At 30.0% G+C, this 24690-nt stretch carries 30 protein-coding genes and 6 tRNA genes; 8 read left to right on the top strand and 28 right to left on the bottom strand.

Going from position 1 to position 24690, the window contains the following annotated elements; genetic code table 11:
• Window positions 1-8: 8 nt before the first annotated feature.
• From phnL to LXN10_RS08305, 7 genes are all read left to right on the top strand, one after another.
• Entirely contained in the window at window positions 9-713 is a 705-nt protein-coding gene (gene phnL, locus LXN10_RS08335; protein WP_375722584.1) for a phosphonate C-P lyase system protein PhnL, read from the top strand.
• Window positions 697-1842: an alpha-D-ribose 1-methylphosphonate 5-triphosphate diphosphatase gene (locus LXN10_RS08330; RefSeq protein ID WP_375722583.1), complete on the top strand. Its 1146-nt coding sequence runs from the start codon at window positions 697-699 to the stop codon at window positions 1840-1842. Before phnL ends, LXN10_RS08330 begins: the two co-directional genes overlap by 17 nt.
• Window positions 1842-2489 carry an acetyltransferase gene (locus LXN10_RS08325; protein WP_375722582.1) on the top strand — a complete coding sequence of 216 codons (648 nt, stop codon included), beginning with the start codon at window positions 1842-1844 and terminating at the stop codon, window positions 2487-2489. The genes LXN10_RS08330 and LXN10_RS08325 overlap by 1 nt, the downstream gene beginning before the upstream one ends.
• Entirely contained in the window at window positions 2477-3007 is a 531-nt protein-coding gene (locus tag LXN10_RS08320) for an AAA family ATPase (RefSeq protein ID WP_375722581.1), read from the top strand. Before LXN10_RS08325 ends, LXN10_RS08320 begins: the two co-directional genes overlap by 13 nt.
• Complete coding sequence (locus LXN10_RS08315) at window positions 2991-3665, top strand: endonuclease/exonuclease/phosphatase family protein (protein WP_375722580.1); 675 nt, start codon at window positions 2991-2993, stop codon at window positions 3663-3665. Before LXN10_RS08320 ends, LXN10_RS08315 begins: the two co-directional genes overlap by 17 nt.
• A 19-nt stretch (window positions 3666-3684) precedes the next feature.
• Complete coding sequence (locus LXN10_RS08310; RefSeq protein WP_375722579.1) at window positions 3685-4410, top strand: MBL fold metallo-hydrolase; 726 nt, start codon at window positions 3685-3687, stop codon at window positions 4408-4410.
• Between the two features lie 63 nt (window positions 4411-4473).
• Entirely contained in the window at window positions 4474-4743 is a 270-nt protein-coding gene (locus tag LXN10_RS08305) for an acylphosphatase (protein WP_375722578.1), read from the top strand.
• Between the two features lie 7 nt (window positions 4744-4750).
• Here the strand turns inward: LXN10_RS08305 and LXN10_RS08300 are convergent, their stop codons facing one another.
• The 10 genes from LXN10_RS08300 to proV form a co-directional block, all read right to left on the bottom strand.
• Window positions 4751-6037 (bottom strand): aminotransferase class V-fold PLP-dependent enzyme, encoded by a 1287-nt coding sequence (locus LXN10_RS08300; RefSeq protein ID WP_375722577.1) that lies wholly within the window; start codon window positions 6035-6037, stop codon window positions 4751-4753.
• A 26-nt stretch (window positions 6038-6063) separates the two neighbouring features.
• On the bottom strand, window positions 6064-6699 hold the full coding sequence (locus tag LXN10_RS08295) for a hypothetical protein (protein ID WP_375722576.1): 636 nt from the start codon (window positions 6697-6699) through the stop codon (window positions 6064-6066).
• A gap of 3 nt (window positions 6700-6702) precedes the next feature.
• Window positions 6703-8205, bottom strand: coding sequence for a tripartite tricarboxylate transporter permease (locus LXN10_RS08290; protein ID WP_375722575.1), 1503 nt, complete (start codon window positions 8203-8205; stop codon window positions 6703-6705).
• Window positions 8205-8678 (bottom strand): tripartite tricarboxylate transporter TctB family protein, encoded by a 474-nt coding sequence (locus LXN10_RS08285; protein ID WP_375722574.1) that lies wholly within the window; start codon window positions 8676-8678, stop codon window positions 8205-8207. Before LXN10_RS08285 ends, LXN10_RS08290 begins: the two co-directional genes overlap by 1 nt.
• Window positions 8679-8740: 62 nt before the next feature.
• On the bottom strand, window positions 8741-9712 hold the full coding sequence (locus LXN10_RS08280) for a tripartite tricarboxylate transporter substrate binding protein (RefSeq protein WP_375722573.1): 972 nt from the start codon (window positions 9710-9712) through the stop codon (window positions 8741-8743).
• A 240-nt stretch (window positions 9713-9952) separates the two neighbouring features.
• Window positions 9953-10729: an IclR family transcriptional regulator domain-containing protein gene (locus LXN10_RS08275; protein ID WP_375722572.1), complete on the bottom strand. Its 777-nt coding sequence runs from the start codon at window positions 10727-10729 to the stop codon at window positions 9953-9955.
• A gap of 112 nt (window positions 10730-10841) precedes the next feature.
• A tRNA-Met gene (locus LXN10_RS08270) sits at window positions 10842-10918 on the bottom strand.
• Window positions 10919-11039: 121 nt separating this feature from the next.
• Complete coding sequence (gene proX / locus LXN10_RS08265; RefSeq protein WP_375722571.1) at window positions 11040-12008, bottom strand: glycine betaine/L-proline ABC transporter substrate-binding protein ProX; 969 nt, start codon at window positions 12006-12008, stop codon at window positions 11040-11042.
• 2 nt (window positions 12009-12010) lie between these two features.
• Window positions 12011-13030, bottom strand: a complete 1020-nt coding sequence (proW, locus tag LXN10_RS08260; RefSeq protein ID WP_375722570.1) for a glycine betaine/L-proline ABC transporter permease ProW — start codon at window positions 13028-13030, stop codon at window positions 12011-12013.
• Window positions 13023-14147 (bottom strand): glycine betaine/L-proline ABC transporter ATP-binding protein ProV, encoded by a 1125-nt coding sequence (gene proV, locus LXN10_RS08255; protein ID WP_375722569.1) that lies wholly within the window; start codon window positions 14145-14147, stop codon window positions 13023-13025. The genes proW and proV overlap by 8 nt, the downstream gene beginning before the upstream one ends.
• Before the next feature lie 334 nt (window positions 14148-14481).
• Here proV and LXN10_RS08250 point away from each other — a divergent pair, with 334 nt between their 5' ends.
• Window positions 14482-14841, top strand: coding sequence for a hypothetical protein (locus LXN10_RS08250; protein WP_375722568.1), 360 nt, complete (start codon window positions 14482-14484; stop codon window positions 14839-14841).
• Between the two features lie 91 nt (window positions 14842-14932).
• On the opposite strand, the gene LXN10_RS08245 is transcribed toward LXN10_RS08250, so the two are convergent.
• From LXN10_RS08245 to LXN10_RS08160, 18 genes are all read right to left on the bottom strand, one after another.
• Window positions 14933-15073, bottom strand: a complete 141-nt coding sequence (locus tag LXN10_RS08245; RefSeq protein WP_164969762.1) for a hypothetical protein — start codon at window positions 15071-15073, stop codon at window positions 14933-14935.
• 69 nt (window positions 15074-15142) lie between these two features.
• Window positions 15143-15219 (bottom strand) — tRNA-Met (locus LXN10_RS08240).
• A 98-nt stretch (window positions 15220-15317) separates the two neighbouring features.
• Window positions 15318-15402, bottom strand: a tRNA-Leu gene (locus tag LXN10_RS08235).
• A 63-nt stretch (window positions 15403-15465) separates the two neighbouring features.
• Window positions 15466-15542, bottom strand: a tRNA-Arg gene (locus LXN10_RS08230).
• A 15-nt stretch (window positions 15543-15557) separates the two neighbouring features.
• Window positions 15558-15634, bottom strand: a tRNA-His gene (locus LXN10_RS08225).
• Window positions 15635-15646: 12 nt separating this feature from the next.
• Window positions 15647-15724, bottom strand: a tRNA-Pro gene (locus LXN10_RS08220).
• Between the two features lie 121 nt (window positions 15725-15845).
• Window positions 15846-16625 carry a thiazole synthase gene (locus LXN10_RS08215; protein WP_375722567.1) on the bottom strand — a complete coding sequence of 260 codons (780 nt, stop codon included), beginning with the start codon at window positions 16623-16625 and terminating at the stop codon, window positions 15846-15848.
• A complete protein-coding gene (gene cutA, locus LXN10_RS08210; protein WP_375722566.1) occupies window positions 16622-16933 on the bottom strand; it encodes a divalent-cation tolerance protein CutA in 312 nt (103 codons plus the stop codon). Before cutA ends, LXN10_RS08215 begins: the two co-directional genes overlap by 4 nt.
• The gene (locus LXN10_RS08205) at window positions 16930-18315 is read right to left on the bottom strand and encodes an NAD(P)H-hydrate dehydratase (RefSeq protein ID WP_375722565.1); all 1386 of its coding nucleotides are present in this window, start codon (window positions 18313-18315) and stop codon (window positions 16930-16932) included. The genes cutA and LXN10_RS08205 overlap by 4 nt, the downstream gene beginning before the upstream one ends.
• 11 nt (window positions 18316-18326) lie before the next feature.
• Window positions 18327-18653 (bottom strand): translation initiation factor SUI1, encoded by a 327-nt coding sequence (locus LXN10_RS08200; protein ID WP_375722564.1) that lies wholly within the window; start codon window positions 18651-18653, stop codon window positions 18327-18329.
• 10 nt (window positions 18654-18663) lie between these two features.
• Complete coding sequence (gene tsaD, locus LXN10_RS08195; RefSeq protein WP_375722563.1) at window positions 18664-19653, bottom strand: tRNA (adenosine(37)-N6)-threonylcarbamoyltransferase complex transferase subunit TsaD; 990 nt, start codon at window positions 19651-19653, stop codon at window positions 18664-18666.
• Entirely contained in the window at window positions 19650-20207 is a 558-nt protein-coding gene (locus LXN10_RS08190) for an RBBP9/YdeN family alpha/beta hydrolase (protein ID WP_375722562.1), read from the bottom strand. The genes tsaD and LXN10_RS08190 overlap by 4 nt, the downstream gene beginning before the upstream one ends.
• Window positions 20208-20219: 12 nt before the next feature.
• Complete coding sequence (locus LXN10_RS08185) at window positions 20220-20648, bottom strand: DUF1566 domain-containing protein (protein ID WP_375722561.1); 429 nt, start codon at window positions 20646-20648, stop codon at window positions 20220-20222.
• Window positions 20645-20929: a hypothetical protein gene (locus LXN10_RS08180; protein WP_375722560.1), complete on the bottom strand. Its 285-nt coding sequence runs from the start codon at window positions 20927-20929 to the stop codon at window positions 20645-20647. Before LXN10_RS08180 ends, LXN10_RS08185 begins: the two co-directional genes overlap by 4 nt.
• A complete protein-coding gene (gene dxr / locus LXN10_RS08175; protein WP_375722559.1) occupies window positions 20919-21986 on the bottom strand; it encodes a 1-deoxy-D-xylulose-5-phosphate reductoisomerase in 1068 nt (355 codons plus the stop codon). The genes LXN10_RS08180 and dxr overlap by 11 nt, the downstream gene beginning before the upstream one ends.
• Complete coding sequence (locus LXN10_RS08170; protein ID WP_375722558.1) at window positions 21983-22741, bottom strand: phosphatidate cytidylyltransferase; 759 nt, start codon at window positions 22739-22741, stop codon at window positions 21983-21985. The genes dxr and LXN10_RS08170 overlap by 4 nt, the downstream gene beginning before the upstream one ends.
• A 90-nt stretch (window positions 22742-22831) precedes the next feature.
• The gene (locus LXN10_RS08165; protein ID WP_375722557.1) at window positions 22832-24160 is read right to left on the bottom strand and encodes an NFACT RNA binding domain-containing protein; all 1329 of its coding nucleotides are present in this window, start codon (window positions 24158-24160) and stop codon (window positions 22832-22834) included.
• Window positions 24161-24171: 11 nt separating this feature from the next.
• Entirely contained in the window at window positions 24172-24684 is a 513-nt protein-coding gene (locus LXN10_RS08160) for a hypothetical protein (protein WP_129100932.1), read from the bottom strand.
• Window positions 24685-24690 lie beyond the last annotated feature (6 nt).

Genomic DNA, 24690 nt, shown 5'->3' with positions numbered 1-24690 from the left:
GTTTAAAAATGGAAAAATTAAAAATAAGAAATTTACACAAAGAGTTTACAGTACATACAAGAGGTGGACTTAAAATCAATGGTTACCATGATATAAATTTTGAACTAAACAAAGGTGAGTTTTTATCACTTTATGGACCAAGTGGATTGGGAAAATCTTCTGTTTTAAAAGCTTTATATAGAACATATACAACAACTAGTGGTGAGATATTATTTAATTATGAAGATGGAAGTTCTTTGGATATTGCAAAAGCTAGTGAGAGTGAGATACTTCATTTGAGAAAAGAGCATTTAGGTTATGTTTCTCAGTTTTTACAAGTATTGCCTCGAATAAGTGCTGTTGATATAGTAGCTCAACCTTTGATTGAAAAAGGTGAAAGCGAAGACAGCGCAAAAGACAAAGCAAAAGAGATGTTGAGCTTTTTAAATATCAAAGAAGAACTTTTTGATATCTCACCTTTAACTTTTAGTGGGGGAGAGCAACAAAGAGTAAATATTGCAAAAGGAATCATAGCTCCAAAATCTGTACTTTTACTTGATGAACCGACGGCATCTTTAGATAAAGCCAACACAAATAAAGTAATTGATAAATTATTAGAGATAAAAAAAGATGGAGTAACCATGATTGGAATTTTCCATGATATGGATTGTATGAAAAGAATCAGTGATAAGATTTATGATATGAAGGAAAAAAAATATGCAGACAATCATTAGAAGTACAAGTGTACTCATTGATGGCAAATTTCAAGGGGCAGATGTTGTAATTCAAGGTGATAAAATAACAGCTGTTTGCCCTTATAAAAGTGTTGATGTGGCTATTGATTTAGGTGAGCGAAGAGTCGTACCTGGTTTTGTTGACTTACATGGAGATGCCATAGAAAAAGAGCTAGAACCACGACCAGGAGCTAAATTTCCCACAAAAATGGCAGTAATTGAGCTAGATAAAAAATTATCAATGGCAGGAGTTACTTCTATGTATCATGCTATTGGTTTCAATGATGAGGAACTAAGCAAAGGAAGAGGAACAGAACAATCAAGGGAATTAATCGAAGAGATTTACCAAGCAAACAAAGCTCACCTTGGAGTTGATAACTTAGTTCATGTAAGATTTGAAATCACTAGTGAAAGTTCCCTTGAGACAATTAAAAAACTTATTTCTGAGAAAAAAGTTGATATGTTATCTATTATGGATCATAGTCCTGGTCAAGGTCAATTTAAGACAATGGAAGCTTGGAAAAAATATCATTTAAGTGCATATACAATTGATGATGAAGATGTTGAAGAGTATTTAGAAAAAAAACTTTCTAAAGATAAAGTTGGTATCGTAGAAGATTTAGTAAAGTTTGGCTTAGAGCATAATATTCCAGTTCTTAGTCATGATGATGATTGTGAAGATAAACTAAACACTCTAAAAGCTTTAGGCGTTACTTTTTCAGAGTTTCCTTTAAGTATAGAAGTTGCACAAAAAGCAAAAGAGTTAGGTATTAGTACTGGAATGGGCGCACCAAATGTTGTGCGAGGTGGAAGTCAAAGTGGTAATATCGCAGCAAAGGAATTAATCAAAAAAGGTGTATGTGATTACCTTTGTAGTGATTATCACCCTGCTTCACTTTTATTGAGTCCTTATCGTTTAAAAGAAGATGTTAATTTAGAACTTGAAAAAGGCTTTGCAATGATTAGTTCAACTCCTGCAAAATTGGCAAATCTAAAAAATAGAGGTGAAATACAAGAAGGTAAATTAGCTGATATAGTTGTAATAGACGAGTCACATTTTCCAAAAGTAGTACTTACATTTAAAAATGGAGAAATAGTTTACAATGGAATAAGAGGTTTCAAAATATAATGTACAAAATAGAATCACTTAATACAAAATCTAAAAAGATATTAACAAAAGAGCCAAATATTGATCCAACATCAGTGATTAAAGATTGCTCTTTTGGGAAATATGTAGAGATTGGTTCAAATAATAATATCCAAGATAGTGTTATTGATGATTATTCTTACACAAGTGAAAACTGTCAAATTATACATAGTACAATCAAAAAATTTGTAAATATAGCTTCATATGTAAGATTAAATCCAAGCCAACATCCTATGTCTTGGGCTAGTCAACACCACATGCAATATAGAAAAGAGATGTATGGATTTGGAAAAGATGATGATAGCTTTTTTGATTGGAGAAGAGAGCGAAAAGTTGAGATTGGAAATGATGTTTGGTTAGGACATAATGTTGTAATCATGGGTGATGTAACAATTGGAAATGGGGCAGTAATAGGAAGTAGTTCGGTCGTAACAAAAGATATTCCACCCTTTGCAATAGCTGTTGGTAATCCAGCTAGAATTATAAAGTTTAGATTTGATGAAGAGACTATAGAGGCTTTACAAAGTATAGCTTGGTGGGATTGGAAACATAAAAAAATAAAATCTTCAATTGAAGATTTTAAAAGTATTGAATTATTTATAGAAAAGTATAAAAAATGGAACAAATAGTTTTAATAGTAGGTGCTAGTGGTGTAGGTAAAGATACACTTTTAAAAAATATACAAAATAAAACTCAAGCAAATTTTGTAAAAAGATACATCACTCGAAAACCAGATGAAAATGAAAATAATTACTATATTGATGAACTTGCTTTTGAGAGATTAAAAAAAGATAATTTTTTTATTTCAACTTGGGAAGCTCACAATAACAAATATGCCATTGCAAAAAATCAAATCAAAGATGGACTAAATATCATCTCTATTTCAAGGGGTGCTATAAAAGATTTTGAAAATAGTTTTAAAAATGTAACTACAATAGAAATAACACTTCCAAAAGAAGTTTTATACAAAAGATTAAAAAATAGAGCAAGGGAAAATGAAGAAGAGATTCAAAAAAGACTTAATAGAACTTATAAAAAAATAGAAGCTAAAAATATTATACAATTTGATAACTCAAATTCAATAGAACAATCATCAATAAATTTTATATCCTTATTAGAAAGAATCAAAAATGAATCAAACCTTTAATATAGCAAGTTATAACCTCTGGAAAAACTGCGGGGATTTTCCTAAAAGAATAGAAAAAATAGCTCCTAAGCTTAAAAATCTTGATTGCCTTTGTTTGCAAGAAGATTACTGTGATAAAGATTTTTCAAGTAGTGATAAGATAAATAAAGTATTGGGTTTTAATAAAATCACTCTACCTTTAAGAACAAAAAAAAGAGATGGTCACAAGTCAAGTTCAAACTTAACAATTCTTTCAAAACATAAAATATTACAAGTTGAAGAGATTTACTTCAATAAAGATAAAGAAGATGAAAGAGGAGCCCAGATCATTGAACTTGAAATTAATAATAAAAAAGTAATCATAGTAAATACTCACCTATCAAATTTAAGTTTTCAAGGAAGATTAAATCAAATAGAGAGCATAAAATATGCCCTTGAAAAGTATGCAAGTGATATTGTAATAATTTGTGGAGATATGAATGCAAATGCTAACTCAAGAGAGATAAATAAAATCAAAAGATGTGGATATAATTATGTAAATGAGTTAGCAACTTATGAAGATGATTTGATGTTAGATTATATTTTTTATAAAAGTAATTTTGAACTAAAAATACAATCAAAAATCTCTATCAAAGACTTGAGTGACCATTATTGTTTAGAAAATAGTTTTATTTGGTAAAATTATAAAAAGAGATATTATGAAATTAGATTTTTTAGGAACAGCTGATAGTGGTGGAATACCCATACACAATTGCAAATGTCTTATTTGCCAAGAGTATAGAAAGAATAACAAAATCAATCTTGCTACAAGTGCCTATATCACTTGTAAAAATGGCGAGATAATTTTACTTGATGCTGGAATTGAAAACATTTCAACTATTTTTGATAACAAAAAAATCAAAACAATATTTCTGACACACTTTCATCCAGATCACACCTTAGGACTTTTGAGACTTAGATATAGTGCGGATAAGATGGATTGTTATCATCCAAAAGATGATAAAGGTTTTGCTGATTTGTTTAAACATACTAAAACTATAAATTACAAGGAAAACACTCCCTTTTCTCCAATTAAAGTAAATGAATTAAACTTTACTCCAATACCTTTAAAACACTCAAAAAATACAACTGGTTACTTAATAGAAAGTGAAAATAAAACCATAGCTTACTTAACTGATTGTGCAGGTATTTCTAAAGAATCCATGGATTTTTTATTATCAAAAAATATTGATGAGTGTTATATTGATGCAGGGCTTGCTCCAAACTTTAATAATGGCAACCATCTAAATTATGAAGAAGCAACAAAACTTTTAGATAAAATAAATGCAAAAGAATCGCATCTAATACATGCTTCTCACCAGACCTTAACTCATATCAAATCGAATAATATAAAACTTAAATATAATTTTATGGATATAAGTTAAATAGAAAATATCAAGAATAAGGTTATACTTTAAAAACAAAATTCTTGAATAAAGTAAATACTAATGAAAAGCTACAAATTTATAATAAGTGGAAAAGTACAAGGTGTCTTTTATAGAAAAAGTGTAACAAACAATGCCAATAGAGCTAAATTTAGTGGTTACATTAAAAACTTACCCGATGGAACTGTTGAAGCTTCTGTAACTTGTAAAGAGAATAGATTAAATGAATTTATTACAATTTTAAAAAGTGGTAGTCAACATAGTAAAATAAGTAATATAAAGCAAACCTCAATTGGTGCTTTATATACTAATGAATTTCAAATCAAATATTAAGTACCTATTATGATAGTTGAGAAATTTTTCTTGTGATTTTTAAGAATTTTTCTATATCTTTTAAACTATGACAATGAAGGGGAGAAACTCTTATACTTCCTTTTAAATCAAAGGATTCAAGCATACGAGAAGAATAAGGACTAGAAATAACTCTTTCAAATGTAATCACCCCTTGTTTTTCATACTCTTTTACTGCTTTTTTAAATCCCAACTTATCAAAACCAATTGCCATGATAAAATCTTTTTTTCTTAAATCTTCACAGTCTAAATAAACTTTTACTCCATTAAGACTTCTTAATCCTTGTGTTTTTGAAGTTCCTTCTAACATAAAATACATTAATGCTCTTTCATGTAGTTTTATACGAGTCATTCCTTCTTCAAAAAGTTCTCTTTTATTTTTACTTATTAAATAATGCTTACCTATCCAACAAACATAATTAAGTACTTCTGTTAAAGCTGCAAAATGTGATGGAGCTGGACTTCCTAATTCCCAGAAATCCTCTGGCTTTGCTATTAATTTATCATGAGAGAGTTTTGATAATCTTTTAGAAGCATATCCCACTCCAAAACCCCTTGGACCAAAAAACTTATAAGGTGCAAAATTTAGACCATCTACAGGAACTTTTTTTATATCAATTATTCCATGTGGTGCATGTTGAACAGCATCTGCTATGATAAAAAGGTCTGGCTTTATTTTTCTACACTCTTTTACTATTTTTTGAGCATCTAATAAGGCTCCTGATATATTTGAAGCATACATAAAGACTAAAAGAGAAGTATCTTTATCAACAAGTTTCACTATCTCTTGGACATCTACTCCACCTGTTTTGGGATTTGTTTTAGCAACTCTTACTTCTTTATTATTTTTATTTGCATAACTTACTACAGCATCATAAGAAGAAGGATGTTCTAAGGCAGTCGTAACAATATTCTTTCCTGCAACATTTTCAATCACTGCTCTTATCATATTAAACATAACAGTTGATGCAGTATATGAAGTAATAATACTTCCTGAATCAAAATTTAACATAGTTTTAATTGACTCATATCCTTTTTCTTGTATTTCCATCAACCATTTTGCAGTTTTATTTCCATGCTCTGGACAATCTGGGTACTCATCGATATATTTAAATACTTTACTGGCAGCTTTTAATCTAAAAGCTCCGCCAGAATTATCAAAGAAAAGTCTTTTTTCTTTTGATTTAGGATCAATATTTATATGTGAAAACTTTTTTCTTATTTTTTTCAATAATTCAATATCAAATAGTTCTCCATTTTTTAAATTATCATTCATAATTATTTACTCCTAAGATTTAACTTTTATTTACTAGTACTTTTTGCTACATTTATAATATCTTGAATCCATACCATTGAATGAGGTGTTGTATTTATTTCATCCATGACTTTTTCTTCTATTTTTATTCTCTCTTGGACTGCTAATAAAACTGCCTCTAATTCTTCTTCTGGAAAAGTAACAATTCCATCATCATCAGCCACAACAATATCTCCAGGATTTACTATTTGTCCACAAATACTTACTGGAACATTTAAAAAACCAGGTCCAGTTTTAAATGGTCCTTTGTGTGATATTCCTCTAGCATAACATGCCAAAGTTGTAGAAGCATGTAGTTTGTCATAATCTCTGATTGCCCCATCAACAATAATTCCCACACCACCTAATTTTTCTAATTGTAAAGTTATTAATTCTCCTACAAGAGCATTAGTACAATTATCACCAGATTCTACTACTAAAAAATCACCTGGCTTTACTTTTGTAAGAGCTTCATAAATAGCAAGATTATCAGAGGGTCGCGTCTTTATTGTAAAAGCACGCCCCACAGTTCTAAAACCACTATCTATTCTTTTTAATCCAACAATTCCTGACATTCTCGAACGAGTATCACTAATTAAGGTTGTTGCTATATTTTCTAGTTTTTTTAACTTATCATTATTCATTTATTACTCTTCATTAATTATAGTTTTTTTAGATCTATTTCTAAAATATTTCAATATAGGTGTAATAAGTGTAATTGCAATCATTGCAATAATAATCCATGAAATATAACTTTGAAATAAATACCCGATTGAATCTCTTGATATTAACATCGCTCTTCTCAATGACTCTTCAGCCATTGGTCCAAGAATTACTGCAAGTACAGCAGGTGCAGTTGGAATTGATAATTTTTCCATTATAAATCCGATTAACCCAAAACACAACATTAACCCTACTTCAAACATGCTATTATGTACTGCATACACTCCAATTAAAGTCAATGATAATATCATTGGTGCTAATAAGGCTGAGGGTAATTTTAATACATGGATATAAGCTTTTGCGCCGATTCTACCTATAACAAACATTAGAATAGCTGTTATAAACATAGTAAGCATAAAGCCATATACAATATCACCATTTTCAGTAAATAAATCAGGGCCAGGTCTTAATCCATGAACCAATAAAGCTCCAAGAATAACTGCTGCAACTGCATTTCCTGGAATTCCAAGTGTAATTGCAGGAATTAATGTAGCTGCTGTATCTGCATTATTTGCACATTCAGCTGCTGCAACACCTTCTGGTGCCCCATTCATATATTTTGATTTATCTTTATCTGATCGTCGTTGTTCATTCCAAGCTAATAAAGCAGCTACATTTCCACCTAATGCTGGAATAATCCCTATTACAATACCAATAGCAGAAGACTTTAACCAAACCATTGTCAATGAAAGCCAACGAAAGTTCTCTTTCTTTTGTTCAAGTTTAAGTCCATTGGCATCTGCTGAACTAGATTTTATAGCTAATTCTATTGCTGGAGGAATAGCATAAAGACCTGTTAATATAATAATTATATTAACTCCTCCTAGTAGTTCAGTTGTATCAAATACAAATCTTTGATCTCCTGTTGTAAAATCAATCCCTACCATACCTACAACTAATCCAAAACAAGCACTTAACAACCCTTTAACTGGATTATTACTCATCAATACTGAAATAGTTGTCAATCCAAATAGCGCCAACCAAAAATAATCAGCAGGACCAAAATTTATAGCAATAGATGCTAATGGTGGAGCTAAAAGTAATAAGGCAATTGCACTAAATCCACTACCTATGGCAGAAGAAGCCAATGAAATATTTAAAGCCAAAGGTCCTCTTCCTTGTTGCGCCATTGGGTAACCATCAAATACAGTTGCAACACCCGCTGGAGTTCCAGGGATTCTTAACAAAATTGCAGGAATAGAACCACCATACATGGCACCATTATAAATACCTGCAATCATTCCTAATGCAGTCAAAGGGTGCATTGTAAATGTAATAGGAATAAGTACCGCAATCCCCATTGTCGCAGAAAGTCCTGGTAATGCCCCTACTGCAATCCCAATAGTTGTACCAACAATCATTGCTATAAAAACTTCTACTGTAAATACTAATGGAATAGCTGCAATAATATGATTTAAAATATCCATTATGAAGCCCCCAATAATTTATTCCAAATCTCAAGAGGAAGAGGAACTTTTAAAAATAAACTAAATACAATAAATATAATTGCAGTAAATAAAACTGTTGTAACAGCAATTCCCACTAAACTTCTATATCCCATACTTATAGATATAATTGGTATGGCAATAATTGTTGCTGTAAAAAATCCAATTAAGGTAATACCAATTACATATATTAAAGTAATACAAAAAAATACAAAAAATCTTTTACTTTCAATACTACCTTCAAATACATCTTTTTCTAATACTTGAGTTTTTCTTAATTCTAAAATTGATTGTATAAACCAAAATAACGAAAGCACACCTGCTATAGTTAATACACCATAAGGCATAATTGATGATGTTCCACTATAAGTACTTACTTCAAATATTAATCCCGCTAAGCATATTCCTACCAAACTTATTGCTATAATAATTTCTAAATAAATTTTCTTTATCATTTCCCTTCCCCTAAATTTAAAGTAATAATAGAAGATATTAAATATCTTCTATTATAAAAAAACTATTTTTTGGCCCAAGGGGTTTCATCCCAAATTTTTTGAAAGTTTTTTTCTGATTTTTCTAAATGCTCTGTAAACTCTTTAGCTGACATATATGTTAAAGGAAGACTTTGTTTTTTTGCTTTTTCCTGAAATTCTGGATCAGCTATTGCTTTAGCAACAGCATCAGAAATTATTGAAACAATTTTTGGATCTATTCCTGCTGGTGCACCTATACCTCTATCTGAACCCATAATTATGTCAAACCCTTGTTCTTTAAAAGTAGGGATTTGAGGTGCTCCTTCCCATCTTTTTTCTGACATTTGTCCAAATATTGTTATTTTCCCATCTTTAAAGTCATCAATTGACTGGCTTATATTCATACTTGCCATCATGATATGTCCACCTAATAATGCAGCTCTTACTTTGTTATTACCTTTATATGGAATATGAGTCATTACAATTCCATTTTGTCTTTCAAATTGTAAAGCTGCTAAGTGATCATCTGAACCTATTCCTGTAGTTCCATAAGTTACAGCACCTGGATTTTCTTTTGCAAAGGCAATAAGATCTTTTAAAGTCTTAATTTTACTAGTTGCAAGCATAGAAAAAGCACCTGGATCATAGACAACATTAGCAACTGGTGCTAAATCTTTTAAAGAATATTTAGTTTTTCTTTGAATTGGGATTGTTAATACATTCGGTGTATTAATAAATCCAATTGTATAACCATCTGGTTTTGAATGAGCAAGCTCTGTAAAACCAATTTGTCCCCCAGCACCTGCTTTATTTATAACAGTAATTGATGTTCCAATATATTTTTCAATATATGGGGCAAGGGTTCTTGCTGCTATATCAGTACCACCCCCAGCACTATAAGCAACAATCATTGTAATCGGTCTATCTGGATACTTTGCCAGAGCAACAGTTGCAGTTAATGCTAAAAAAGCAGCTGCACTTAATATCATTTTTGATAAATAATCAAATTGTCTCATTTTCACTCCTTTATTGTGATTAGAAACTATAACATTGGCAAAATAAAAGTTCGCTTAATTTGCAAAAGTTCGATAAATGAACATTTTTAAAAGAAAAATAGATTTTTATGTCCAAAATAGCCTAAATATAGTAACTTCTAAATTTATCTAAAAAATAAGAAAAATAGATTTTATAAATATATTAAAATATTTACAAAAGAAAGTAGAATAAAATGTGTTAAAAGGATTATGAATTAAATTTTAGTGTTTTAAAAGTACTATTGCTTCAGTAGCATTATTTGCTGCATCAATTAGCATAGGTAATACATACTCTTTTAAGTATTTAGCATTTTCCTCACTCATATAAGTACCAATAGTCATACAGCCAAGAATTTTATGGTGAGAGTCATAAATTGGAGCAGCAATAGCTAAAAGGCCATCTTCTAACTCTTCTTCTATTACTTGATAGGGTTGATTTCTTTCTGATTTGATTTTTTCAAAAAGTTTATTAGGATCTGTGATTGTTTTGGAAGTATATCTTTGCAAAGGAGTTTTTATTAAGTATTCACGCAATTCTTTATCATTCATTTCTGCCATAAACAGTCTTCCTGTTGCAGTGTATGGTGCAGGTAATTTACCACCTACATGAATACCACCTTTTAAAATTTTAGAAGAATTTACTCTCATAATACAAGTAATATTTTCTCCATCTAAAATAGAAACTGCACAAGACAATTTGCACTCTTTTACGACCATTTTTACATATTTATAGGCTAAGTCTGTCCATGATAATGAAGCAAAATAACTATAACCTAAATTTATAATTTTAGGAGTAAGAGAAAAAAGTTTATCATTTTGAGTTGCATAACCTAAAGATTCAAGAGAAAGTAAAAATCTTCTTGCGCTTGAACGAGTAATATTAACTTTTTTTGCAACATCAGTTAGTGTCATGCTAGGATTTTCGTGGTCAAAGGCTTCAATAACACTAAGTCCTTTTAAGAAGGTTGTAGCTATATCTTTATTGATTTCATTTTCCAACATAATATCCTATATAATTATATAATTTTTTTGAAATGTTATTATAGTTAAAAAGACCTTTAAAAAATGAGTTAATAGAATTATTAGTTGATATAGATATTGTCTAAGTGATTGGTTGCGGAAGCAGGATTTGAACCTACGACCTTCGGGTTATGAGCCCGACGAGCTACCGGACTGCTCTATTCCGCGGTATGAATATTTTAAGTGTTCTTCTAAACTTTTTTCAGTGTATTACAAACAAACCAAATAGCAACTTAACTTTATTATCATTCCTATAAATAATTTTTATAGGAATGATATACTTTGTAAATTATTTAGCTTTTTTAGCTTCTGCTACCCAGCTATTTATTTTGTCAGCATTATTTTTAAGCCACATTTGAGCGTGTCTTTTAATATCAGCTTCTTTATTTTGACCTTGTGCCATAAGCATATTTTCACCACTTACATCATTTACATCTAATTTCATTATTTCTAATAATTTAGCGATATCTTTATAGTTTTTAAGTAAAGAGGCATTTGCTGCAAATTTTTGAGTATTTACATTAAATCCATAATCAGCACCATTTGGAAGTTTTGTAGACTTAGTTACGGGATGAGCTGAATGAGTTACTTGCAAAAATACTGTATCTTTACCAGGAACTAATCTTCCACTTACCCAATATGGAGTCCAAGTATAATATAAAATTGGTTTTCCACTTTTATATCTTGCAATTGTATCAGTAATGATTGAAGCATATTGTCCTTGATTATGTGTAATTGTATCTCTTAAACCATATGCATCCAATTGATACTCAATCACTTTTTCACAACCCCAACCAGCATCACACCCTGATAAGTCAGCTTTACCATCACCATTTGAATCAAATAGTTTTGCGATTTTTGGATCTTTTAAATCATTGATATATTTGATATTGTATTTATCTGCTGTTTTTTTATCTATTAGATAACCTTGAGCACAATTTTCAATATACGACCCAATAACAGCAATTTTTTCACTTCCACCAGCACCTTTTATTTTTCCATCATGAAGAGGAACCCATGCTGCTGCCATAATATAAGCATCTTTACTTTTTGCATTTTGAGCAATTGTTTGAAAAGCAACTTCATAACTAACATCATTTGTAATTTCTACATCATAACCTAATTTTTTTACTGCATCAGCAGCAATATACATTTGAAAACCTTCTTCTGCAATACTTGTCTTTAAAAATGTAACTTTTGCACCAAATAGATTTGATGCTAAAAAAATAGCCATTAAACTAACTAATATTTTTTTCATATTTATTTTACCTTATTTATTAAGTTATAAACTAAACCAATTGGTCCTTGTTCATACCATTTATTTTTTTTCTTTTTATCTTTTTTACCCATCTCTTGAGTGATTCTATCTAGTATTACTGCTAGGATAACAATTCCTATACCACCAACAGCTGCAAGACCAATATCAAGTCTTCCAATACCTCTAAGAACCATTTGACCTAATCCTCCAACTGCAATCATAGAAGCGATTACAACCATTGATAATGAAAGCATTAATGTTTGATTTATCCCTGCCATAATTGTAGGCATAGCAACTGGAAGTTGAACTTTAAAAAGCATTTGAGACGAACTAGCCCCAAATGATCTTGAAGCTTCAATCAAGTCCTCTGGCACTTGTCTAATTCCTAAATTTGTAAGTCTTATAAGTGGTGGTAAAGCAAAAATAATAGTAACTATAACACCAGGAACATTTCCTATTCCAAATAACATAACAATAGGAATCAAATATACAAAGGCAGGTGTTGTTTGCATACCATCTAAAATAGGTCTTAATATTTTTTCTACCATATCACTTTTTGCACTCCATATTCCAAGTGGTAAGCCAATGAGAACTGAAAATAGTACAGAAGTAATAACCAATGCCAAAGTAGTCATACTAGCATCCCAAGCCCCAATAAACCCTATAAATGTAAGTGAAAGAAAAGTTCCAAGTGCCATTTTTTTACTAGATACTTGTAAAGCTAATAAAACAAAAAATCCAATCACTACATAAGGTGAAAGAGATTGTAAAAAAGTTTCAATAAATCTCAAAATCACATCAACAGGTGCTTTTGCAGATAAAAAGAATTCCCTAAAGTTTTCCACTGTCCAATTAATACCATCATTTACCCAAGAACCAAAAGGAATAATACTATGGTCAAAGGGATTTGTTATATCAAAAGATGGGATTGGAGTTGTATCAGGCGCAACATTTGACCAATCTACACTTGATGCTTTATCTGCTTGTGCTGTTGAGGCATTTCCCCATGGATCACTAGCCATTTATAGCTCCTTCATCAATTGTTTTTAATAGGGTTCGTTTTGAAATGACCCCTTTATATTTTCCATTTTCAGCTATAACTGCAATGGGAAAAGCTGATTCTGCAATAATATTTATAAAATCAGCAATAGAGTCATTTTCATTTACAACTTCTTGTTTTATCAAAGAGTCATCAATATTTCCATCTATTTTTTTCTGCTCTTTTAAAGCATCAAGACTAAGTACACCTAAGTACTTATTATCTTTTGTAAGATAATATGCAAAATCTACATCATAATCATTTATATACTGAATTGCTGAATTGATTCCAAAACCATCTTTTTTTATAATTGTAGGATAACTTTTTTTAGCAATATGTGATGCAGTTAATACTGTCGTCACATCAACGCCTTTAAAAAATGATTTTACATAATCATTTGCAGGGTTATTAATAATCTCTTCTGGAGTTCCCACTTGAGATATTTCCCCATTTTGCATGATTGCAATTCTATCACCGATTCTAATTGCTTCATCTAAATCATGGGAAATAAATACAATCGTTCTTTGGTGTTCACTTTGTAGCGTTAGAAGTTCATCTTGCATCTCAGTTCTTATAAGTGGGTCAAGGGCTGAAAAAGCTTCATCCATTAGCATAATATCTGGATCATTTGCTAAAGCTCTTGCTAAACCAACTCTTTGTTGCATACCACCACTTAACTCATCTGGATAAGATAAAGCATGATGTGATAATCCTACTTGATCTAATGCTTCTTGTGCTTTTTTGTATCTATCTTCTTTACTAATTCCACTTAATTCTAGCCCAAATGACGCATTATCTATAATGTTCATATGTGGCATTAGTGCAAAAGATTGGAATACCATTGATATTTTATTTCGTCGTATATCAATCAATTCTTTGTCATTTAAATTTGTAATGTCAGTTTCATCAATCAATATCTGACCTGAAGTTGGCTCAATAAGTCTATTTAAAAGTCTTACAAGTGTTGATTTTCCAGAACCTGATAGTCCCATGATTACAAATATTTCACCTTCATTGATTTCAAAACTTGCATCTTGAACACCAATAGTCATATTTGTTTTTTCAAAAATCTCTTCTTTTGAAAGACCATTTTTGAGCATTTCTAGAGCTTTTTTTGGTTTATCTCCAAAAACCTTGAATACATTTTTTATCGTGAGTTTTTTCTTTTTTTCTAAACTAATAACTAGCTCCTTTTTAAAAATAATTGTCACTACCCTAACAAGTTAACAAAAACAAGGTTAAGCTACAATAAGACGGCCTTCTGTTAAGAAAATTATTTGTATAGCTAATACCCATGATAAAGGCTATACAGTAAATTTCAAAATTTCTTTTATTTTCTGTTATCATAGTCTGTATAATTAATAAACAAGTCAATTTGATATTAATAAAAGAATCAAATAGTATAATTCAAAAATCAAATATAAAGGATATATTATGAATAAAATCACCCTTAAATCAAATGAAAACAAAAAGTTTAGTTTATACTGCCCTTTTACAAATGAAAAACTTGATAATGATAATAACTCTTTTGAGATATACGAAGGTGCAGGAAATTACTTATTCTCAATGTGTGAAGATTGCTTATTTTTTGATGCAGGAAATAATGACGAGATAGAAAAATATTGGAAAAACTCAACACTAGAAGCAATAGAAAAATTTGTAGAAAATCACTCTGATGAAAATATCTTAATAATCGAAGTAAATGATAAAAATGATACTTATTATTATGGCTTTTTAAATGAAGAGAATATAGAACTAAGTTCTGATGAGATTGAAAAAAGATTTATTAAATAACTATCACAAAGTAATTAAATACTATTAGTTTAATGATTATTTATCATTGAACCAATGTACATAATTAATTTACATTTGAATTAGTATTTTTTTACTTTGAGGGGTTTAATTTTGAAGCAGTAGATATTTTTATTCCAGCTTTGCTACAAGCATCTTTTATGTTTTCGTTATTTTGTATTAATCTAATAAAAACTTCAACTTTATCTGTTAATTTTATGTTCGTTATTGACATGTATTCCTTTCATTTTTTATTTAATTTTAAAAATCTAAATTAGGGTATTAAATCTTTGTATTATTGTTTTGGTTGCGGAAGCAGGATTTGAACCTACGACCTTCGGGTTATGAGCCCGACGAGCTACCGGACTGCTCTATTCCGCGCTAAGTAAATATTATATAAAGTAAAATTAAGATTAAAGTCCCAAGGGAGTATTTAAAAATTAAAGAGCTTATAAATATTGAATTTATTTTAAAGTAGATGGTGCGGATGAAAGGACTTGAACCTTCACACCTTGCGGCACCAGATCCTAAGTCTGGCGTGTATACCAATTTCACCACATCCGCGCACATAAGCGTCTAAATAAGACAAAAAAAAAGATTGATGTTAATTTAACAAAAATCTAAAAGTGGTACTCCCTAATGGATTCGAACCATTGGCCTACGCCTTAGAAGGGCGTTGCTCTATCCAGCTGAGCTAAGGAAGCACTTAAAAATAAAAATGGGGTAAGTAATGGGGCTCGAACCCACGACCCTCTGAACCACAACCAGATGCTCTAACCAACTGAGCTATACCTACCAATTTAAAAAATGGTCGGGGCGAGAGGATTCGAACCTCCGGCCCCCTGGTCCCAAACCAGGTGCGCTAACCAGACTGCGCTACGCCCCGAAACAACACTAATCTTTCGAAAAGTGGACGGAATTATATTAAGTTTTTAAACATTTGTCAAGAGTAAAATTGAGAAATGTGTACAAATTTCTCAATTTTAGCTAATTTTTAGTTTCAGACCCTAAAATTGAATCAATCCATCAATAGGTGAACTAGCTGTTGCATAAGGTTTTTTAGGGATTCTTCCCGCTTTATAACCCATTCTTCCAGCAAGTACTGCATACTTCATAGCTTCTGCCATTGCTATTGGATCTTTTGCCCCTGCAATTGCAGTATTTGTTAAAACAGCTTCAGCTCCTAATTCCATAGCAATCGCTGCATCACTTGCACAACCAACACCTGCATCAACGATTACAGGAACTTTTACTGCATCTTTGATAAATGCTATGTTATATCTGTTTTGAATCCCTAGACCGCTTCCTATGGGTGCCGCTAATGGCATAATTGCATCAGCTCCTGCTTCTTCTAATCTTTTTGCAATGATTGGGTCATCATTTGTATATGCCATAATTGTAAAACCCTCTTTTTTTAAGATTTCACAAGCTTTAATTGTCTCTATTACATCTGGATATAGAGTTTTTTGTGCATCACCTATAACTTCAAGTTTAATCAAGTCTATTCCAGTAGCTTCTCTCATAAGTCTAAATGTTGTGATTGCTTCATCTGCTGTGAAACACCCTGCACTATTTGGTAGAAGTTTTACATTTGTATCTTTAAAATAATCTAATAAATTCTCTTCATTTGGATTCATAATATTAACTCTTCTAATAGCTACAGTAATTAGTTCACTTCCACTTGCTAGTGTTGCATCTTTTGTAGTTTGGAAATCTTTGTATTTACCACTTCCTACTATTAATCTACTATTAAATTCATAATTACCAATTTTTAAAATATCACTCATTTCGTATTTTCTCCTATAAAATTTTTATATTCTTTACTAACATTTTCTATATCAATAGATATAATTTCAGGCAAATCATAGCTATGATTTTCTTTTATTTCCCTTTGGATTTTTTTAAAGTTTTTCTTTTTAGTTTTGATTGAAAGAAGCTTCTCTTTATCCTCACAAAGTTCATCATTCCAAATATACAAAGACTCAATACTGCTTATTTGTATGCAAGCTGCAAGTTTTTTGTCAAGTAAAATTTTTGCTATAGTTTTAGCTTCTTGGATATCTTTACATGTTGTTTGAATAATACATATTTTCATAATTTTGTAACCTCATCGATAATATCTTGTGGTGTTAAGGCATAAGAGTTTTTAGCAAAATTACTTGCTGCAAAACTATGTGCCAAGGATGCAGTTATTGTTGCATCTAAAGAGTTATAACCTTGTGCTAAAAGTGAAACTATAAGTCCAGATAAAGCATCTCCACTTCCACCTTTGCTTAAATTTGGTGTGCCATGATTATTTATATACCTTTTTTCAGCTTTTGCGATAATCGTATTTGCACCTTTTAAAAGTAAAGTGACATTTACATATTTTTTTGTAAACATCTCTATATATTTAAATCTATCATGTTGTAAAGTATTTACACTAATATCAGCAATATTACAAAGTTTTAAAAGTGCACAAAACTCTTTTGGGTGTGGAGTTAAAACAAGCTCTTTATTTAAAAACTCAAGAAGTAACTCTTCATAAAATAAATCAGCATCTATAACTTTTGGGATTTTTAGAGCTAAAATACTTCTTATCTCTTCAATCTCATAATTTCCAAGTCCCATACCAAGAGCTACTGCTGTACAGTTTTCAGGTAAAAAATGACTTTGCATAATATGATATGGCAAGTTCAACTCTTTGTGGCAAACAGCAGTTACTAAACCAGCGCCAAATTTAAAAGCAGCATCACAAGCTATTCTACCTGCCCCACACTTTTCACCCATGATAATACCAACATGACCAAAAGTTCCTTTATGCGAATTTTTATCTTTTCTAAAAGGAAGTTTCATATCAGATTTTTCTAATAAAAAAGTATTGCTTTTAGCTTCATAAACTTCCCTTTGAACGCCTAAGTTGGCTACTATTATCTCACCCACATAATTCTTAGCATTATCACTAAATAAAGAGTTCTTATATGCTCCCATAGTAATAGTTGTATCAGATTTAAAAGCCACACTTTGTATTTGTCCTAAAGTATTAATTCCGCTTGGAATATCACAAGCTATTTTATAAGCATCTAAATAATTTACTCTTTTTAATAGTTCAATTGAGTCCTCATCTAAATCCTTATTTAAGCCACTGCCAAATAAACAATCAACAACTACATCACAGCTACATACAAAGTTTATCTCTTCTATTCCTAAAAGTTTTACTCTTTTTTCTTGTAGTTGTGCCATTTGAGATTTTGCACCAAAAGGAAGATAAAGCTTTACATCAAATTTTTTATATAAAAGTCTAGCTAAGGCTATCCCATCAGCTCCATTATTTCCAGGACCACAGACAATAAGAACTGTACTTTCATCTTCAAACTTATCTTCACAAAATCTTGCCATGCTAGATGCAGCATGTTCCATTAGTATATCTTCTGTTAAACCAAACTCTTCGTAACATCTTTTATCTAAAGTTCCAACTTCATCAAATACTTTTTTCATGGCATACTTCTTTATTTGTTTTTAAATTTCCATCCATCTTTTGATAAGATTTCTATTATTTTTTGTTTTACATCACCTTGTAACTCTATCCACTCTTCTTTAATAGCTCCACCGCAGGCAAGCTTTTTCTTTAGAAGTTTTAGTACCTCTTTTTTCTCATCTTCACTTACATAAAACCTACCCACTAAAGTAACTGGTTTACCTTTTCTTTTTTCATAGGTAAATACCAATTGATGAGAATTTTTTGGCTCTATTTTATTTGATGGCTTTTTTTTCTTACCTTCTTTTTTTGTATCAAAACTATCGCCACCTAATTTTGCACCCATTTCAAATATCATATTGTCACCTCTAAAATACCTTTACTCTTGTTTGAACATCAAGTTCATTTATAGATATAAAATCACTCACTTTATATTGCTCAACTGCGACTCTTCCTATCATAGCTGCATTGTCACTACAATATTTAAGTTCACTTAACATCAAAGCTGTTCCATATTTCCCACAAAGATTTTCAACCTCACCTCTTAAGCAAGTGTTTGCACTTGCCCCTCCTACTATTGCAAAGTTTTTAGGAGCATTTTGTTTGAAAAGTTTTTTTAATTTTTGCATGATATGCTCAACTGCTGTTTCTTGAAATGAAGCACAAATATCTGCTTTTATCTCATCACTTAAAGTTCCTTGTTTTTCTATCTCAACTCTAACTGCATTTTTTAAACCTGAATATGAAAACTCTATTTTAGGACTTTGTCTAAGAGGTACGGGAAAATCAAACTTTTGAGCATCTCCATTAAAAGAGAGTTCTTGAATAACAGGACCACCTGGATAACCTAAGTCTAACATCTTGGCAACTTTATCAAAACTCTCACCAAAACTATCATCCATAGTACTAGCTAAGATTTTCATATCAACTAAAGAGTTCACTTCTATAATTTGCGTATGTCCACCAGAAACTAAAAGCACAGTTAAAGGCAAAATTGAATCTTTTTCAATAAAAAGTGAATAAATATGTCCTTTTAGATGATTTACAGCTATTAAAGGAAGATTTAAAGAGATAGCCAAAGCCTTTGCCATAGTTACACCTTCCATAAGTGTAACAGATAGTCCTGGGGCATTTGTAACTGCGATTGCTTTTAGTTTTGGGAAATATTCTTTGCACTCTTCAAGTATTTTGGGTAAAGCTTCCACATGAAGTCTTGCAGCAAGTTCAGGTACAACTCCACCATAAACACTATGTTGAAGTTCTTGGGATATCTTTTTGTGATAAACAAGTCTATTTGTATCTATTTCAGTTATGGCTATAGAGCTATCATCACAAGAAGATTCGATACTAAGAATCATTTAGCATTTTCCTCACAAATCTCTTCTCTTTTTATCCAATCTAGTGCACAGTCAAGTTTTCCAAATCCAGAAGCTGCATTTATATGTCCTGCATTTTCCATTATTTTCATACCAACATTTAACTCTGTTTGTAATTTTATTGCTTCTTCTATTTCCATATATGGATCATTTGTTGAAGCTGCCATTATTATCTCTTTTGCTTTTAAATCTTTTACAATAGGATATGGATAAAAACTTTGTGCTTCTTTTACGATTCTATTTCTACTAACAGGGGCTACTAACATTAGTTTATCAAGACTTATGTCAAGTTCACTACAAGTATGAAACCAAAGTATATTTGCCAAAGAGTGACAAACTATAATATCAGGATTGAAATGTTTAATTTCTTTTTTTAAAAACTCTTTCCACTCACTTAAATCAGGGTTATCTCTACTTGGAAAAGCAGGAAAAGATACAATATAATTATCTTTTATCAAGTCACTTGCTAAGTGTGCTTGCCAATGGGGGAAATCACTTCCTCCCAAACCATGTAATATCAAAACTCTTTTATTCACTTTTTACCTTTTTTATTTACTTCTTACACATCGAACTAATTTTAGTTTGTGTCTACTATCATAATATGCTGTTCCACTTACAAAATACATATAATCAGCATAAAACCACAAAGTTCTCCAGTGAGCTGTACTTGCCCAATAACCGTCACTTAGACTATATTTAAAAGCTCTATTTATATTTTTTTTGGTATTTTTTTTATCAACTATTAGAGCAAACTCTTCAATATCTGGCAAACGCCAATCATCAAAGCCTGCATAAGATAACTTATCACAATAATCTTGCGCATCTGGATGAGTTAGATAAGTTGTAACATTTAGTTCACTATCCATCCAAACTAATTTATTTGCATCATCTATTACGATATTTCTATCATTGTCTCTATGTAAAGAGGCTGCATTTAAAACTGCTATTAACGATATTATGAGTAGTAAATATTTCATTCTCTTATCTTTGAGTTAAATTTTCCTTTTTGAATTCTATCATTTGTAAGTTCATCAAAAAGTTCTATGTCTATTTTACCATTTTTTTTAAACACAAGTCCAACTAACTCTTTTTTTGACTCTTGAACTTCTTTCTCTTCTGGCTTTGCATGAACTTTCCAGTTTTCAAACTTTGCTTCATATTCTTTAATTGTCTCTTTTTCAAATTTTGTTCTTGTAAAGATTAAGTACACAACCAAAACTAAAAGTATTCCAAAGGGAATCATTAAATCAAGACTCACAATAAGCCCTAACTTCTTTATCCCAAGCAAAGATATCTTCTAATGAGCTTGGATTTACATTGTGAAAATGATTTATTGCATCAAGGGTTATTTTTGAGATATCTAAAAATCCTATTTTTTCATTTAAAAATTTTGAAACTGCAACTTCATTTGCAGCATTTATTACTACACCTAAATTGGGATTTTTTAGAATTTCATCTTTTATTCCCCAGATTGGGTATCTTTGCTCTTCTATTTTTTTAAATTCTAAAGTTCCAACTTCTACTAAATCTATATGTTTAAGTATATTTTCATCAACTTTTCCTAAAACAGCATATGAGATAGGAAGTTGCATATTTGCATTTGCTATGTGAGCTGTTGTACTTCCATCAGCAAAATTAATAAGTGCATGAATTAACGATTTTGTCTCTATTATTGCATCTAGTTTTGTTGTATCGAAAAGCCATTTTGCTTCAAGTAGTTCAAAAACCTTATTTGTCATGGTTGCACTATCTATTGTGATTTTATTACCCATTGACCAATTTGGATGGTTTAAAGCCTCTTTTATAGATACATTTTTTAACTTCTCTAATGGATAATCTCTAAATGATCCACCACTAGCAGTTATTGTCATAGAATCTATTTTTTTATCTTGTAATAAGTACCAAAGTCCAAAGTGTTCACTATCTATTGGTATAAGATTATTTTGCTCTATAAAAGCACCAGCTACTACTAGTGATTCTTTATTTGCCAAAGCTACTTTTTTACCACATTTGATTGCTTTAAGTGTAGGTTTTAATCCCAAAAATCCTACAAGTGAGTTTACAACTGTTTTTGCATCTGATTGTTCAATTGCATTTAAAATTGCTTCTTCTCCATAAGATACATTTGTATGATTTACTTTTGAAATATCATCTTTTGAAGCGATTACTACGGTTTTTGGATTGAACTGTTTTATTTGAATATTTAGTAAATCTATATTTTTCCCTGCAACTAAAACATCGATATTTAGGTTAAATTTTTGTGCGATATTTAGAGTATTAACTCCAATAGAACCAGTACTTCCTAATATTATCAAAGTATAGCTCTTAATAAAACTAACATCACAACAGAAGCAAATAAGAAACCATCTGTTCTATCTAATACTCCACCATGACCTGGTAAAATACTTCCACTATCTTTAACATCTGCTTCTCTTTTTAGATAACTTTCAAATAAGTCACCAAAAATAGATGAAATAGCAACTACTATAGAAATAACTAAAGTCCCCATATAAGTTATTCCATCAATTGCAAATATTGGACCTAAAATAGCTGCTAAAATGATACCTCCAGCTACACCCTCTAGAGTCTTATTTGGACTTGTTTCACAAAATTTTGTTTTCCCAAAAGCACGACCTACATAATAAGCTCCAACATCAGCAGAAGCTACCACAAATAACATCCACCAAAGAACTCCTATTCCATACTCATTATATAAAGTTAAAAGTGTTAGAAATGAGATAAGTGGATATAAGAAAGGAAGAAATACTTTTTTATCCATATCTCTTTTATAAGCTAAATTAGAAGCAAAAATTACTAAAGCTATTAAAACTAATATTTCAGGATAAGGATAAAAATAAGCGATAATCCAAGTAATAGCGGCATATTGAAAGACTGTTGAATCTTTTACTTTGAAAAGATTCATCGCTTCATCAATACCCACGATCATAAAAGCACCAAGAAAAAGCCAAGTTACAAACATAGTATTTATATAACTTACTAGAATAAATACGGCAAATAAAACAAGTGCTGTTTTTATTCTCGTTGAACTTGAAGAAATTAACTCATACATTGAAAACCTTTGATTTTTTCATATTTTATCTTAAGTTTTCTTTCTATTTTGTAAATAAACTTTTTAAGGCTTATTTTGAGTCTATTTTATTTAAATATGTACATCGATTGTATCATAGGGATTATATAAAACATTTGCCCCATTTTGAACTTTTACATTTCTTCTTTGAGTAAAATCAACTAAATATTTCCCACTAAAATCTGTTGAAAATTTTACACATAATTCTGCTGCTTTATATATAACATCTATGGGTAGTGTCTTTTTCGTATTTTGTACTATTACATGTGAAGAGTTTGTACTTTGCATATGAAACCAAAAGTCACTTGCTTTTGAATTCTGAAGTAAAAATATATTTGAACGCTCATCCGTTCCTAGAAGTATTCTGTATCCATCGAAGAAAAAACTCTCAAATGGCTCTTGCTTTTTTGTTTTTGTTTGATTTCTTTGTTTTTTTGGAAGTAAAAATTCTACTTCATCAATAGACTTACAAAGTTTTATATTTGAAATCATTCTATTTAAAAACTCAGATTTTTTTTCTAAATTCTCTTTTTCTATAGAAATATGCAAACTTTTTTGTTTTAGTTTTTTTGCTTTTTTAAAAAGGCTATTTGCATAAATAGAAGGATTACTACATTCACTTAAATCAATTTCTACAACACTTCCATCATAATTATTTAGTTTTGCACTTTTTTCATATGGTTTTATTAGATGTAAATTACTCAAAATCAAATTTGCTTTTTCGTATAAAAGTTGTGATTCTTTTTCTAATTCATCTTTTTGTGGCAAAGTTTTTAACACTTTTAATAATTTAGTACGGTTTTTCTCTATTTGTGATATTTTTTGTTTTTTTAAACTGGTTAAAGAACTCTGTTCTTTTTCAAGATAATTATTAAGTAAAAACTCTTCTGTATCTTTTATCTCTTCCATTTTAGGTATAAAAGTTTGTTTTGGTATTTCATCTAATTTTTCACCAACTTTTACAATCCTAGAAGAGCTAAACTCATCTATATGTCTTAGGGCTTCTAGTATTATTTCATTTTCATCCAAAATGATGATATTTGTATGTTTCCCTGTAAATTCAAACTGTAAAACTGTAGTTAATTCTTTATATGAAGATTTTGAATTTACATAAATTCGAATAATTTTATCATCATTGTGCATAGTAATATTTTTTATTCTTGAGTTATTAAATCTTTTTTGTAAAATAGTATCAAAAGGTGCGATAAAATCTTTTTGTGATGAAATCTTTTCATCTTTTTTATATATTAAGCTATTGCTTTTTGCCATATCAAAATATATTACATTTCTGTCATTAAACTCAATAAAAATAGTGTTGTTTTCTACTCTTCTTATTTGTCTTATTATTTTACAATTTGCATTTAAATATTCAACAATATTTTTTATAGCATAATATTTCATTTGGTTCCAATTTATTTTAGTGTGTATTTGTTATATTTTAAAATTACTCGTTCTGCTATATCTATCATTTTTATATTTAAAACTTTAAATTTCTCATCTTTTATATTTAATAATAATTTATCATAAGTTATAGAATAAGGATATAGCAAAAAATAGATATATTCTTTTGATTTTGATTCTTTTCCTAGCTCCTTAAACCACATCGATAAAAGCGATATATAAAGCATAGAGGGATTGAAAGATACACCTTCTTTTAACTCCTTTGATAACTCTAAATTTAAAAAATTATAAGCTTGCAATATGGCAGAAATTGTATATGAATTTTTATTATTTAAATAATAGTCATTTTCTTTTGTAACTCTTTTTAACTCTTTTAAAATATCTTTAGAAGTATCTTTTATATAAATATTTATTTCATCATCAATTTCAAATTTTTCATCTTCAATATTTTCATAAGATGTTATAATGTCCTTACATAAGAGTAAGAGTGCTTCTGTTTTTATTTTAGATAAGTTAATAATCATACACAA

Origin of the sequence: Arcobacter iocasae (assembly GCF_042214795.1) — a bacterium.
Lineage (GTDB): Bacteria > Campylobacterota > Campylobacteria > Campylobacterales > Arcobacteraceae > Arcobacter > Arcobacter iocasae.
Note: the sequence above shows the minus strand (reverse complement) of the source record. Positions and strands in the feature narration are given on the sequence as shown.